This is a genomic window from Lysinibacillus mangiferihumi (genome assembly GCF_003049665.1).
Taxonomy (GTDB): Bacteria; Bacillota; Bacilli; order Bacillales_A; family Planococcaceae; genus Lysinibacillus; species Lysinibacillus mangiferihumi.
Genome location: NZ_PYWM01000014.1, coordinates 89,573 through 104,550 on the forward strand (window position 1 = coordinate 89,573; position 14,978 = coordinate 104,550).

Annotated in this window: 13 protein-coding genes; 9 read left to right on the forward strand and 4 right to left on the reverse strand. The window is 37.6% G+C overall.

Translation table 11 applies throughout. The features are described 5' to 3' along the window. The first annotated feature begins 54 nt into the window (after positions 1–54). From C9J37_RS14350 to C9J37_RS14375, 6 genes are all read left to right on the forward strand, one after another. Positions 55–1,752, forward strand: a complete 1,698-nt coding sequence (locus tag C9J37_RS14350; protein ID WP_107895890.1) for a M3 family oligoendopeptidase — start codon at positions 55–57, stop codon at positions 1,750–1,752. A 404-nt stretch (positions 1,753–2,156) separates the two neighbouring features. Beyond that, positions 2,157–3,245 (forward strand): AI-2E family transporter, encoded by a 1,089-nt coding sequence (locus tag C9J37_RS14355; RefSeq protein ID WP_069508003.1) that lies wholly within the window; start codon positions 2,157–2,159, stop codon positions 3,243–3,245. Positions 3,246–3,259: 14 nt separating this feature from the next. Next, positions 3,260–3,877, forward strand: coding sequence for an NUDIX hydrolase (locus C9J37_RS14360; RefSeq protein WP_107895891.1), 618 nt, complete (start codon positions 3,260–3,262; stop codon positions 3,875–3,877). Positions 3,878–4,074: 197 nt separating this feature from the next. Beyond that, positions 4,075–4,539: a hypothetical protein gene (locus C9J37_RS14365; RefSeq protein ID WP_107895892.1), complete on the forward strand. Its 465-nt coding sequence runs from the start codon at positions 4,075–4,077 to the stop codon at positions 4,537–4,539. 19 nt (positions 4,540–4,558) lie between these two features. After that, a complete protein-coding gene (locus C9J37_RS14370; protein WP_024361385.1) occupies positions 4,559–4,750 on the forward strand; it encodes a hypothetical protein in 192 nt (63 codons plus the stop codon). Between the two features lie 18 nt (positions 4,751–4,768). Then, positions 4,769–5,374 carry an alpha/beta hydrolase gene (locus tag C9J37_RS14375; protein WP_107895893.1) on the forward strand — a complete coding sequence of 202 codons (606 nt, stop codon included), beginning with the start codon at positions 4,769–4,771 and terminating at the stop codon, positions 5,372–5,374. Between the two features lie 55 nt (positions 5,375–5,429). Here the strand turns inward: C9J37_RS14375 and C9J37_RS14380 are convergent, their stop codons facing one another. From C9J37_RS14380 to C9J37_RS14390, 3 genes are all read right to left on the reverse strand, one after another. Beyond that, the gene (locus C9J37_RS14380; protein ID WP_107895894.1) at positions 5,430–7,538 is read right to left on the reverse strand and encodes an MMPL family transporter; all 2,109 of its coding nucleotides are present in this window, start codon (positions 7,536–7,538) and stop codon (positions 5,430–5,432) included. A 439-nt stretch (positions 7,539–7,977) separates the two neighbouring features. Continuing rightward, positions 7,978–8,994 (reverse strand): inorganic phosphate transporter, encoded by a 1,017-nt coding sequence (locus tag C9J37_RS14385; protein WP_107895895.1) that lies wholly within the window; start codon positions 8,992–8,994, stop codon positions 7,978–7,980. A gap of 20 nt (positions 8,995–9,014) precedes the next feature. Then, entirely contained in the window at positions 9,015–9,635 is a 621-nt protein-coding gene (locus C9J37_RS14390) for a DUF47 domain-containing protein (protein ID WP_024361381.1), read from the reverse strand. Positions 9,636–10,062: 427 nt separating this feature from the next. Here C9J37_RS14390 and C9J37_RS14395 point away from each other — a divergent pair, with 427 nt between their 5' ends. Beyond that, positions 10,063–10,749 carry an ABC transporter ATP-binding protein gene (locus C9J37_RS14395; protein ID WP_024361380.1) on the forward strand — a complete coding sequence of 229 codons (687 nt, stop codon included), beginning with the start codon at positions 10,063–10,065 and terminating at the stop codon, positions 10,747–10,749. Position 10,750: 1 nt separating this feature from the next. Then, positions 10,751–12,070 carry an ABC transporter permease gene (locus tag C9J37_RS14400; RefSeq protein ID WP_107895896.1) on the forward strand — a complete coding sequence of 440 codons (1,320 nt, stop codon included), beginning with the start codon at positions 10,751–10,753 and terminating at the stop codon, positions 12,068–12,070. 41 nt (positions 12,071–12,111) lie between these two features. Here the strand turns inward: C9J37_RS14400 and C9J37_RS14405 are convergent, their stop codons facing one another. Continuing rightward, complete coding sequence (locus C9J37_RS14405) at positions 12,112–13,272, reverse strand: class I SAM-dependent methyltransferase (RefSeq protein ID WP_107895897.1); 1,161 nt, start codon at positions 13,270–13,272, stop codon at positions 12,112–12,114. A gap of 190 nt (positions 13,273–13,462) precedes the next feature. Here C9J37_RS14405 and putP point away from each other — a divergent pair, with 190 nt between their 5' ends. Then, positions 13,463–14,950 (forward strand): sodium/proline symporter PutP, encoded by a 1,488-nt coding sequence (gene putP, locus C9J37_RS14410; RefSeq protein WP_107895898.1) that lies wholly within the window; start codon positions 13,463–13,465, stop codon positions 14,948–14,950. Positions 14,951–14,978: the final 28 nt, after the last annotated feature.

A 14,978-nucleotide genomic window follows, 5' to 3' on the forward strand; every position in this document is an offset into this window, starting at 1 on the left:
TATTTGGCATATAATAGAAATATAATGAGTAAACGACAGAAAGAGGGTACTTCTATGACAACGTTTAAAGATTATGTATACAGCCGTCCGAACGTGGAGGCGATGAAAGAGCAACAGTTAGCTTTAATCGAGCAATTTAAAGAAGCACAAACGGTTGAGGCACAAAGCGAGCTAATCGAAAAATTAAATGAACTGAGTAATGAATATGCGACAATGGCAAACCTCGTCTACATTCGAGCATCCATTGATACCAACGATTCATTTTATCAAGAAGAACGTGACTATTTTGATGAAGTAGGCCCTGAGCTAGAAGAAATCACAACCGAATATTATAAAGCATTGATCGCTTCACCATTCCGCGAGCAGTTAGAAGAAAAATGGGGGCAACAGTTATTTGATTTAGCATCCTATCAAATTAAAGGATTTTCACCGAACGTCATTGATTTAATGCAAAAGGAAAACAAACTAGTATCAGAATATAATAAACTAGTTGCTTCAGCACAGATTGACTTTAACGGTGAAACATTAACGCTAGCACAGTTAGGACCTTATACAGAATCGACAGATCGAGCAATGCGTAAGGCTGCTACAGAAGCTCGTTTTGGCTTTTTTGCTGAGCATGAGGCGGAATTTGATCGCTTATATGATGAGCTAGTCAAAGTGCGTCATGAAATTGCTGTAAAATTAGGCTATAAAAATTATGTAGAGCTTGGCTATATCCGTATGAACCGAATTGATTATAATGCTGAAATGGTTAAGAAATTCCGTGACCAAGTACGTGATTTAATCGTGCCTGTTGCAACAAAACTATTTGAGCGTCAAGCAAAGCGAATCGGGATTTCAGACTTAAAGTTTTATGATGAAGCTTTAAACTTCTTAACAGGTAATGCTACGCCAAAAGGTGAGGCAAATTGGATTGTGGCAAACGGTAAAAAAATGTATGAAGAATTATCTCCTGAAACGGGTGAATTTTTCAACTTTATGATTGACCATGACTTAATGGACTTAGTAGCGAAAAAGGGGAAAGAAAGTGGCGGTTATTGTACGTTTATTGAAAATTATCATTCGCCATTTATTTTCTCGAACTTTAACGGTACATCAGGTGATATTGATGTGTTAACACATGAGGCTGGACATGCCTTCCAAGTATTCTCAAGCCGTGATATTGGCATCCCAGAATATTTATGGCCAACCTATGAATCATGCGAAATCCATTCGATGAGTATGGAGTTTTTCACATGGCCTTGGATGGAACTATTCTTCAAAGAAGACACGGAGAAATATAAATTTACACATTTAAGCAGTGGCTTATTATTTCTTCCTTACGGTGTTGCTGTTGATGAATTCCAACATGTTATTTACGAAAATCCAGAGATGACACCTGCTGAGCGTAAAGCTGCATGGAAAAAAATCGAGCAAACCTATTTACCACACCGTGACTATGATGGTAATAGCTATTTAGAGTCAGGTGGTATATGGCAACGTCAGGGACATATTTATGCAAGCCCGTTCTATTATATCGACTACACGTTAGCGCAAATTTGTGCGTTCCAATTCTGGAAACGCTCACGTGAAGAGTTTGACGCAGCATGGAAGGATTATATCCATTTATGTGGCTTAGGCGGTTCCATGTCATTTACAAAGCTTGTGAAGGAAGCGGGCTTAATTTCTCCGTTTGAGGATGGCTGTGTAGAATCAGTAATCGGTGTGATTGAGGACTACTTAAATTCAGTGGATGATACAAAGTTGTAGATGTTAGATAGAAACTGTGCAGAGCTAATATAGTGGCTCTATAAGAAATTAGCAAGTGTTAGGTTGATTGCAATCAATCTAACACTTTTTTGCTACGCCGTTATTGTCCGCTTCAGCGGTGCTTTCCGCTCAGCACAGTAAGCCGCAACCCTCGCTAACGCGCAGAATGCCAACGTCTTACGCTGTGTGCGTTCTGAGCAGGAGTCACCGCCTTCGCTACCAACAACTAGTGAACCCTTCTAATTTTTTATTTATTGCAAAAGCAAGAATATGTTTTCTATAAAAATTGTCCAAGATAAGTTGTTTTTTTGCTTGTTATCTTTGTAATGGATACTAGGATACTTGCGAAATGGTTAATATATAAGTAGTATTTTCAGTAACTGTGATAAAAGGAAGTGAAGAAAGTGACGAGGAAGGTATGGTTCCAGGTAGGTATAGGGATTTTACTAGTTTTACTAATACTTAAATATTTTATAGAGATTCATTGGATTTTCACACCGCTTGCTATGATTTTAAAAGCGATTTTTGTGCCGTTACTACTTGGGGGTGTGTTGTATTATGTGACAGAGCCAATTCAACGTTTTTTAGAAAAGCGTAGATGGCCAAGGTGGTCGAGTATTTTAACAATTGTCGTTGGACTGATTGCCATAGTAGTCGGCTTTGGTTGGATTATTGGTAATCCGATTGCTACACAGCTTAATAATCTGGCAAAAAATGCACCGCTGATTAGTTCAAGCATTCAAGAGGCAACTGATTATGTGTTCAGCTTGTTCAGCAATAAGGATAATTTACCTCCGCAAATAACCGATTTTATTGATAATCTAGCCAATTCTGTACAGAGTATTGCTGTGGTAGCAAGTAAATGGCTTGTATCATTTATCCAATCACTGGTGTCAGTTTCTTTACTAGCGATTTTAATTCCATTTTTCTTCATTTTTATGTTGAAGGACCATGAGAAATTTGCGCCTTCCATTTATAAATATTTTACGGGTGAGCGTCGTGAATGGATTAAAAAGACATTAAGTGAAATAGATGATGTATTGCGTAGCTATATTCAAGGGCAACTGCAAATCAGTTTTTTACTAGCACTTATTATGTATGTTGGGTATTTAATAATTGGCTTAGAGTATTCATTATTGCTTGTGATTTTTGCGTTCTTTATGAATATGATTCCGTTTATTGGACCGTGGATTGCTCTTGCACCAGCAGTTATTGTAGCAGTGATTCAAGATCCGATGCTAGTTGTGTGGGTATGCGTCGTTACACTTATTGCACAGCAGATTGATAGTAACTTTATTACACCGAATGTTATGGGGAAATCGCTTGATATCCATCCGTTAACAGTTATTACGATTATTTTAGCAGCAGGTAATATAGCAGGCTTTATTGGGATTATTATTGCCGTACCATTCTATGCGGTACTAAAGGTAATTGTTTCGAATATTTATGATGAACGAAATGCGATAAAGAAAAAGGCTACGAAGTCAGTATAGGGGTCGAATAAAAAGTGGAACAAGAAATTGTTAAAGTTTTTAATGAGCAGCATGAACAAATTGGAACGGCTACACGAGCTGAAGTACATGAGAAGGGCTTGTGGCATGAGACATTTCACTGCTGGCTTGTCAACGAGAACTATATTTATTTCCAAATCCGTAGTGGGCAAAAAAAGGATTATCCAGGGTTGCTTGATATAACAGCAGCGGGACATTTACTAGCGATTGAGACAGAGGAAGCGGGCATACGCGAAGTAAAAGAAGAATTAGGGTTAACAATTAATATTCAAGATATCGTCAAAATGGGGATGACATCTTGTAGCATCGTATCTGAAAATATGATAGATAATGAATTTTGTCATGTCTATTTGTACCCGTTTGAGGATAATTGGGACGCATTTGAACTACAATATGAGGAAGTTTCGGGTGTTGTTCGAGCAAAGCTTGATGAAGCGGAAGCATTCTTTTTAGGGAAAACTGTCACGCTAAATATTGAGGGGTATGAATATTTTCCAGATGGGCAACGAGCTCGACTCGTGCGTCCTGTCAGTACGGCACAATTTGTGCCATATCGTGAGCTGTATGTGGCGGATGTTATTGGCTTTGCCAAAAGTGCAATGTACAATCGATAGAAAAGGCATCAGCCATGAATATCCATTAGAAAATGACCATTGGCATGTATGGCATATAGCATGATGCATGCTTAAGCTCATAAAGATAACTTCGAAATGAATTGAAGTTATTTTTATGAGCATTTTATCTCTATATGTTAATTTATGTAGAAAATAAGCTATACTTGTATTTACAATGAAAGAAAAGGAGCATATATATGCTAACATTTGAACAAAAACAAGCGATAATTGAATCGTTTTCCGAATTAACGAAAAAAGAAATTTCGATGAAACGAGTGAATTATCATTATATGGACAGTTTGTTTGAAAAGACGATTGTCGTAGAAAAATTGCACCCAAATGGCAATGGTTTTGTCTTTGTAGGAGATTTATTGCGCTACGAAAATGAAGCAAATGATAAAGGACTAGTCAATATTCGCGATTATGATGAGCAACAGTTGCGTGCCATTATTGAAGATGCCATTACTTATTTAGGCGAGGAACAAGAAGAGGAAGAGCCTATTATTGAAACTTGGCGTAATCGTGAAGGCGATCAATTAGAGCTTGCGTTTGAGCAACGTTCTTGGAATGTTTATCATCGAGAAAATTTAGAAGAAGCCTTTGGCACATATGATGCTGCAAAAGAATACTTACTAGAAGAAGGCTTTCGTAAAAAGAACTAAGTAATATGGGGGAAACGACATGAGTGGTAAAAAATTGGTAGGTATTGTAATTGTTGTTTTAGTCATTGCATGTTTATTTTCAGTTTTTACGATTCAAAATTTTTATAAAAATAATCAAGAACAGCCAAATAGTGAAAATCGTGAAATAAATAAGTCAAAAAGTTTGAATTTAATATTACCACAGGCTACAATTATCTCGAATTCAAGATAATTGAAAGGTGATGGGTTTATGAAACATTTATTTCATAAAGGTACAGATGAAACCAAACCAACCTTATTGTTATTACATGGTACAGGTGGGGATGAGCATTCTTTAATCAGTCTTGCAAAGGAAATTGATGCAACAGCCAATATTTTAAGTGTACGAGGTAATGTATCAGAAAACGGTATGCCTCGTTTTTTCCGTCGCTTAGCTGAAGGTGTTTTTGATATAGAAGATTTAATCTTCCGTACACAAGAATTACAAAGCTTTTTGGTAACAGCAGCAGAGGAGTATGGTTTTGATCGTACGCGCATTGTAGCGATTGGTTATTCAAATGGGGCAAACATTGCTGCAAGTTTATTATTCCACTTTGAAGATGCATTGGCAGGGGCAATTTTACATCATCCGATGGTGCCAAGACGTGGCATCGAACTACCTGCGCTTCCTAATATTCCGGTATTTATAGGAGCAGGAACCAATGATTCGATGTGTACTGCACAAGAATCAGAAGATTTAGAGTCACTGTTATCGAAAGCGGGTGCTCAAGTAACGACAGCATGGTTTAACTACGGACATCAGCTCACAATGCCGGAGGTAGAGGCGGCAAGAGCGTGGTATCAACAATATTATTAAACGTAAAATCCGAGAACAATGTAACTATATGTTCTCGGATTTTTTGTGTGTATCATTACTTTTTCTTAGCAAATGGTAGCCACCAGTTCCAATCACCAAATAGCTTCATAAGGCTCGGTACCAGCATAAGGCGAATAATGGTCGCGTCAATCGCGATGGCAATCGCAATACCAACACCGATTTGCTTTACAGGCATGACATCAGTAAAGGCAAATGCCCCTGTAATAACAATCATAATAAGCGCAGCAGATGTAATGATACGGCTAGTAGATGTTAGCCCATCCACTGTTGCACGCGTATTATCTGCACCTTTTTGATATTCTTCCTGTATGCGAGAGATTAAAAATACTTCATAGTCCATACTTAAACCGAAGACAAGGCAAAATACGATAACTGGAATAATAAGGACGATTGTTCCAGCCTCTATTCCAAAATGCCCGTATTGGAAAATATAAACAAGTATGCCGAACGCTGAGGATAACCCGATTATATTCATAATGATTGCCTTGAGAGGAATTAAAATGGAACGGAAGGCAAGCATCAAAATAAAGAAGGTTGACACAATAATGATTGAAACCGCAAATATTATTTTACTAGCAATTTCATCAAAAATTTCTTGATTAAATTTCCCTTGTCCACCTAGTTTGAAGTCAACATTTAAATCCTTGTCCATCCACGTTCTGGCGAATTGTTGTGCTGCGGAGGACGAACCAGCTACATTTAATGTAATCGGAATAAATAGCTGTGTATCCTTTGAAAAGGTATGAATGATTGGTTTTAATTGTTCTGCTACTTGTGGCATTTTCAAGGAAGCTGTTAATTCCTCTGGTGATTTCATTTGGGCTGCTGTATAAATCGTTGATACTTCATCAACGAGTGGATCGTTAAGCAGTTTTTCTTGTATATCAAAAAGTAGCTTTCGTCCTTGCTCGTCCTCCCAGCCATCTTGGCGTTCTGCAAGTAAATATAAAACGGATGTATCACCAAGCCCAAACGTTTCATCTAATTTATCGTAAGCTGCTCGCGCATCGTATTTGGTTGGTAAAGAATCTACTTGAGGTATAGCAAGTTTAATATCCTTTAACGGAATCATCCCGATACCAAGTAACAATAAAGCAACAATAACAATGGATACAGGTCGCTTCATAACAAAGCCAGCAAAACTGTGCCAACGATTCGTGCCACCTGGCTTTACACGTAATATGCGCCATTTATTTAGGCGATCTCCTAATACCATCATTGTCGCAGGTAATAAAGTGAGACCTGAAAGCACGGCAAACAATACGACAATTGTGCCACCTAGGGCAATATTGCGGAAGATTTCTACATCAATGACAACCATGGCACCAAGACCAATCATGACACAAACAGCAGAAAAGATAATAGAACGACCGGCTGTTTGGATAGCAATTTGTATAGCTTCGGCAATGCTAGAATGGTTACGCTCTTCACGATAGCGATTAATAAATAGCAGAGCGAAATCAATACTAAGGGCAAGTCCAAGCATTGGTACAATATTTAACACGAAAATGGATAAATTAACGCTACCACTTAGTAACGTCAACAGTCCGAATGCTGTGACAACTGTAACAACTCCGATTAAAATTGGTAAAATCGCAGCTACAACAGTACCAAAAGCAAGTAATAGCACAACAATAGCGATTGGTAAACCAATGGCTTCAGCGGATGCTAAGTCCTTTTGGCTGGCTTCATTAATATCCTCCGAAATCACAGGGCCACCTGTCACACTGATACCTTCTTCTTCAACTAATGCACGAACCTCTTTGACGATAGCAGGCAAATTATCAATGTTATTTTTAAAATGTACCATGGCATAGGAAATGCCATTCTTTTGTAAAGTGGAATCATCCAATGGTGACTGAATGGAATGAACTTCTTCAATGTCCTCTAGCTTTTTTAGGGTGTTTTCGATTTTTTTATTGCTTGCTTGATCAAAAACAACCATGATTGTTTCTGCAGGTAAGTCGAATGTTTTGGCTAGTTCATTTGTGACATAGGTATGATCAGCTTCAACAAAAAAGCCATCTCCATGCAGTTTGCTAGGAAGCTGTATAGCAAACATAGCCATTGCGATAAAAATAACAATCCAAATGGCAACGATAGCTTTCGCATGTACAGTGATAAAAGCTGAAAAATTTTTCATAACGATAAAGCATCCCCCTTTTAAACTAGTGTAAAGGATGTGTCACTTTTTGTCGTGTGACAAAGTTAAAACTTCTTTCTAAAAGACAACCCCCTAAAGCGTAAAAATCCACTGCGTTTTCCGGCGGGCACGACGTAAGCCGCAACCGTCGCTGCCGCGCCGCCTGTTGCGTCTTACGTTACGTGCGTTCCCGCAGGAGTCTCCGTGGATTTTTACTCGGGTATCCAAAAGTATCAAAGCGAGGGAGTTATTAATTATTTGAATGCCTGGCCCATTACAATGACAAATTAAAACGTCTGCTCAAAAGACAACCCCCTAAAGCGTAAAAATCCACTGCGCTTTCCGGCGGGCACGACGTTGTAGCAAATTGTGTGAGAATTGTGTGAGTGCCTGTCACCAAAAAAACGGCACTTTCTGGGAGCAGAGAGTGCCGTGAATTCTAAAAGAATAAAGATAATATAAAGTATATAACGGATGCCATTACAGCTGATATTGGCATTGTAATAATCCAAGTGGTTACAATTTTTCGTGCCATTCCCCAGTTAACACCACGAACTCGTTGTGCTGAACCAACACCCATGATGGATGAAGAAATAACGTGTGTTGTTGATACTGGTAAGTGTACTAATGTCGCACCGAAAATAACAGTAGCAGAAGCTAAGTCCGCTGCAACGCCATTTACAGGACGGATTTTCATAATTTTACCGCCGACCGTTTTAATAATTTTATAGCCACCAATAGAAGTACCAAGACCCATAGCGGTAGCAGCCGCTGCTCGAATCCAAAAAGGAATTTCATCCCCAGTATGCAAGCCACCTGCAATTAACGCCATAGTCATAATACCCATTGCTTTTTGGGCGTCATTTGTACCGTGCGTAAACGATTGGATAGCCGCTGTAAAAATTTGCATTGTCCGGAAGCCTTTATTCGTACGATATAAATTTAAGTTTTTAAACCATAGTTTAAACAGCGTCATCATAAGAAAGCCAGCACAAATTGCAATGAGTGGTGACAATACTAATGCCATAATGATTTTTGTAAACCCCCCATAATTAAGGACGCTAAAGCCTGCAGAAGCAACTGCTGCTCCGGCAATTGAACCGATTAATGTATGTGAAGAACTTGATGGGATACCAAAGTACCAAGTAAGTAGGTTCCATATAATAGCTGAAATTAATGCGGCTAATATAACGACAGAACCAGTTGTATCTCCTTGAAAAGCATTTAAAGAGAATGGATCTACAATATCTTTTGTTAGAGCTTTTGCGACACCCACGAAAGTAATAGCACCGATAAAGTTCATCGTCGCTGCCATAATAATGGCAACACGTGGGGGTAATGCTCTTGTGGAAACCGAAGTTGCGATAGCATTTGCTGTATCATGGAAACCATTAATAAAGTCAAATGTTAGGGCAAAGATGACGACCAATACGGTTAGTATAATGATTGTATTCATTGTATTTGACCCACTCCTAGTTACGCGTTACGCATGATAATTGTTTCCATTGTGTTGGCAACGTTTTGACAATAATCAGCGATATCCTCAAGTTGTTCATAAATATCTTTAAACTTAATGATGCGGATTGGATCTTTTTCATTTAAAAACAATTGCTTAATAGAAGTTCTTTGTACTTCGTCACATTCACGCTCATAGTCTTTTATTAGAATGGCATGTGGGCGCATGCCAATAAGATTCTTTTTCTTTAACTCTTCAGTTGCTTTAACAATTTCGTCGGCACTTTTAGAAATATAGCCTAAGAAAATGCGCATTGATTCGTCAACTTCTGTTAAGGAGAACATTTCGAAGTGGGCGATACAATGCTCCGTACCATCTAACACATCGTCCATACGAATAGCGAATTCTAAAATATCTTCTCGTTCGATCGGTGTCATAAATGATTTATTTAGCATTACGATTAGTTCATGAATGAGTTTATCGCCAGCTGTTTCGTAATTTTTCATTGTAATGCTAATCTCTTTTAAGTCAGCTACACTTGTTATACGAAAATCATTTGCGTAATGTACGGCCTCTCTCATATTTTCAGCAATTTTATGCAATGCTACAAAGAAAGGGTCTTGTTTTTTTGAGTTAAGCATGTAAATAGAATCCTCCTGGATATAGATAAAATAAACGACCTTTAAACTTTACTATCATAACAAAATCTTACGTTTATCTACATAAAATTTATCTTTCCTACATAAAACTTTACAATCCTGTAATATACATTTTGTTCACAAATATTAAGTGTTAGCGTGTATTTATTTATATTAATACAGTATAAATGCCTATATAATAAGGGTTTCATTAAATTCAACTATTCTGTTTAGTACAGATAGCGCTCTTTGGAAGACCTAATTTTCACAAGCAATCGATTACGGATTGTAAAGGAATTGTAAAGATAGATATCTTAACATTTCTTAGTGTTCCCTATTTTCTTAAGAATATCTTCATTTTTATCCTTCGTTAATATTAAGAATTGTTTTCTACAATAGAGAAGTAAGAGAAAGGGGCGTCAAGTCAAAAATGATTCAAGTCGAGAACTTACAACATACATTTTTAATTGGAAAAAAAGGTAAGGAAAAGCATGTACCTGTATTAAAGGGCGTAAATTTTGAAGTGAAAAAAGGAGAGATTGTCGCAATTGTGGGCAAGAGTGGCTCTGGAAAATCAACATTACTACAAATTTTAGCTGGGTTTATGAAAGCTGAACAAGGTTCTATTCGTGTGAATGGACAACAGACAGAGAAACTCACTGAAACAGAAAGTGCAGCTTTTCGATTGCGCCAGTTCGGATTTATCTTTCAAAACTTTCAACTTATGCCGGGTTTAACTGCATTTGAGAATATAGAGTTACCTTTGAAATTGCAGGGTGCAAGCAAAGCTATTCGTAAAGAAAAAGTGAAAAAATTAATGGACAAAGTCGGATTATCGGCAGTAGCCGACCATTACCCAAATGAATTATCAGGCGGTCAGCAACAACGTGTAAGTATTGCAAGAGCGTTGATTACCAATCCTCCTATTTTGCTCGCGGACGAGCCGACAGGGAGTCTAGATTCTGAAACAGAGCAGGATATTTTACTCCTTATTCAAAGTTTAAATCGTGAGCTTGGCTTAACCTTTGTCATTATTACGCACGATGAAGAAGTGGCAACAATCGCTCATCGTCGTTTCCGCATGTATGATGGCGAGCTTGTGAAGGAGGATGAATAACATGATATGGAAAGACCAATTGGATTTTGTTATCCAACATATTAAGAAAAATAAATTACGCGTATTTATGACTATACTTGCTGCAACAATGGGGTGTGCATTTTTAATTGTTCTTGCATCCGTAGGGTTTGGGTTACAGGATTCGATTCGTAACGAGATACTATCAGATGAAAATATAACTAAAATTCAAGTATATGATGGCTCACAATTTACAGAGCAACAGAAAGATGAAATCAAGTCTATCGAGCATGTTAAAACAGTGCTTGAAACGAGTACAGTTAATGCAAGTGCGCACTCATATTTTGAAGATCGTGATACAAACTCAAGTCTAGTTATAACGAATATGACAGATTTTAAGAGTGTAACTGGGAAGCTTGCAAAAGGGGAATTTCCAACAAAGTCAAATGAGATTATTGTAGGATATCATTTTGCTCAAACATTATTAAATGATGCAGAACGAGATGTCATTAAAGAAAAAAGCAAAAAGGCTGAAATAGAAGGAACGTATTACGATGGTAGTGAAGAAGGATATAAAAAGTCTTTAATTGGTAAAGAAATTGAATTATCTTTAGCTTCCAATTCCAATGGAGCGTCTGAAACTGAAAAGGTGAAATATACAATAGTTGGTGTGACAAAAAAACCATCTTATGATTGGATGATTGACAATACCGTCTATATGGATTCAGCGCAAAAAGTAGCGATAGGAAGTACCCTTGCAGCATTAGATAAAGTAGCAGAAGATGAAGTGTTTAATACGGAATTCAATATTTATGCGGATAGTCTAGAAAATGTAAAGCCTATTTTGGAAAAGTTAAAAGACAAGGGCTATAGCGTGTTCTCTGTGACGGAGCAATTGGATCAGATGGATATATTTTTCCTTGTATTGAAAATTGGTTTAATTTTTGTTGGAACCATTGCAGTGTTAATTGCCTCTATTGGGATTTTCAATACGATGACAATGGCGGTTACAGAGCGTACACGTGAAATTGGGGTATTAAAGGCAATTGGCGCTAGTCCAAAGTTGATTCAACGACTCTTTTTAATGGAAAGCACATTTATTGGTATTTTAGGTACCGTTATTGCAGTTATTATTTCATATGTCATTAGCTTTACAGCAAATGCAGTTTTACCGTTAATTTTAAAAGCGGCGACAGGTGAAGATGCTTTTAGTTCGTCAGATATTACATTTTCACTTATCCCATGGCAACTTGTTATCATTGCGTCTGCCATCAGTATTGGTGTGGCGATGATTTCAGGCTACCGACCAGCTCGTAAAGCAACGAAGATAGATGTTATTCAAGCGTTACGACAAGAGCTATAAAAAGAACCCGAGGCACATAATGCGCCTCGGGTTTTCATAATTTACAAATAAGATGTTAATTCATTTGCTAGAAATGGCTTTGCATTCAACAGTGTTACAAAGGCATCATACTTAGCACGTTGTTGTGGGCTCGGTTTTTTGCCAGTATAATACGCTCGAATTAGAATGTTTTTCGGTGTGTTCTCCATATCTATAAATTCCAACAACTGTGCTTCATAACCAACAAGTGATAAAATCTCAGCGCGAATTGAATCAGTCGCGAGAGCTGCAAAACGTTCTCGGACAAGGCCGTGCTGTAACATGACATCGAGTGCCGGTGTATCAAGTTGACGGTTTAGCTCATGTTGACAACAAGGGACACTTAAAATAACACTTGCGCCCCATTTCACTGCGCGTGACAATGCCATATCTGTTGCAACATCACACGCATGTAGAGTTACGACCATGTCTACATTTGATTCATCGTTATAATCATTAATATCCCCAACTAAAAATTCAAGTTGCTCGTAGCCTAAATCTTGTGCAATACGAGAGCATTCCTCGATTACCTCTTTTTTTAAATCTAAGCCAGTAACGCGAATATCCAACCCTTTTTCAATTTTTAAGTAATGATACAAGGCGAACGTCAAATAGGATTTTCCTGAACCAAAATCTAAAATACGGACTTGGCGATTTTTTGGTAAATAGGCTAAGGCATCGTCGATAAATTCAATGAAGCGATTAATTTGCTTGAATTTATCGTATTTTTGTTTTTTTACTTTTCCTTCTTCGCTTTGTACACCTAAACGAATTAAAAAAGGGTAAGGCGTGGACGCATCAAGTAAATAATTTTTCTTACGATTATGTGATAAGTTTACTTGTTTCGGAGTAACGGCTTTATCCGATTTCCATAAAACTTTATTTTTTTTCGATAGTTGCACGTGTACTTTTTCATCAATAAAGTCGATATGTGCTTGACGGAAGTCAGCAAAAAATAGTTCAAGTTTAGGAGGGAAATCGGCTAATAGGACATTCTCATGTTTTAAAATACGCTCATATTGGTATTCTATTTGTATATGATAAGCCTCTTTCAACATAATGGGCTTTAGTTTAATACGCTTTACTTCATTGGACTTCATGCGAGGTTGACTAATTGTAGCCGCAACGAGTTGTTGTTGTGAAATTTGGTTTAGAAGCAGTGCTTGCATTTCTTCAAATGTCATTCGTATCGCCTTCTTTGTTGTGTAATAGATGGCATTAGTGTAACACAATTTTCTTCACGTTGTTTTCCATTTCAAATAATCGGTAAATCGAATATTCAGAAAATGGATTTTTGTTTTTGATAATTTTACGGTATATTAATAGTGAAAAGTATTCTATGTTAAAAAATAATGTTCAAAAGGAGGAATGTTTATGTCAGATAATATTTATCAGCTAATCGCTATTATCATTTATATGATTGTCATGCTCGGAATCGGGTGGTATGCATTCGTTAAAACTTCAAATTTAACAGATTATATGTTAGGCGGTCGATCATTAGGGCCTGCTGTTACAGCGTTGAGTGCAGGTGCTGCGGATATGTCAGGTTGGCTTTTAATGGGGCTTCCGGGGGCAATTTATGCTTCAGGACTTGTTGAAGCATGGATTGCCATTGGGTTAACAATAGGAGCTTATTTGAATTGGATGTTTGTCGCACCAAGATTACGGGTTTATACGCAAGTTTCTAATGACTCGATTACAATACCGAGTTATTTAGATAATCGCTTACGTGATCATACAAGATTAATCAGAATTGCTTCAGGACTCATTATTCTATTGTTTTTCACATTCTATGTTTCCTCAGGTATGGTAGCTGGCGGTAAGTTTTTTGACAGCTCATTTGGCTACGAATATCATACTGGTTTATTGATTGTATCAGGCGTAGTTGTTGCCTATACATTGTTTGGTGGTTTCCTAGCGGTGAGTTATACGGACTTTTTACAAGGTCTTATTATGTTTTTAGCACTGATTACAGTACCTTTATTTGGGCTATTTTTAACGGGTGGTCTTAGTGAAACAGTAGAATCCATTAAAACGGTAAACCCAGAACATTTAAGTTTATTACCAGCATCAGCGACAGCTGCAGCGATTATTTCATCGCTTGCATGGGGGTTAGGATACTTTGGGCAACCCCATATAATCGTGCGTTTTATGGCGATTAGTTCTGTAAAGGAAACGAAACAGGCTCGTCGTATCGGTATTGGTTGGATGATTTTAAGCCTTGCTGGTGCCCTTGCGACTGCATTAGTAGGTGTAGCGTACTATCAACAAAATGCAGGGGAATTAAAAGACGCTGAAACGGTCTTTATTGTACTTGGTCAAATTTTATTCCATCCATTTATCGCGGGTATTATGTTGGCTGCTATTCTAGCTGCAATTATGAGTACCATTTCATCGCAATTAATTGTCACTTCTTCAGCACTCGTTGAAGATATTTACAAGGCGCTATTTAATAAAACAGCAAACGATAAACATTATGTGTTTATTGGGCGTATGGCAGTTTTAGTAGTAGCCGTAATTGCAGCAATATTAGCTTGGAACCCTGAAAACTCCATTTTAAATTTAGTAGGGTTTGCTTGGGCTGGCTTTGGGGCTGCGTTTGGTCCAATTATTTTACTATCATTATATTGGAAGAAATTGACGAATTACGGAGCGCTCAGTGGAATGGTGACAGGTGCGGCAACAGCCTTTATATGGGGTAAAATAAAGCTGCTTTCAACTACTTTATACGAAATCGTGCCAGGATTCCTTGTTTGTTTAATAGTTGCCGTTGTTGTAAGTATGGTGACTTATAAGAGAAATGCAGAAATCGAGGAAGAATTCGATCGTACTGAAACATTGTTAAAAAAAGAGCGAGGATAAGTCGATAAGAGTAAGTTAATGTTAGTTT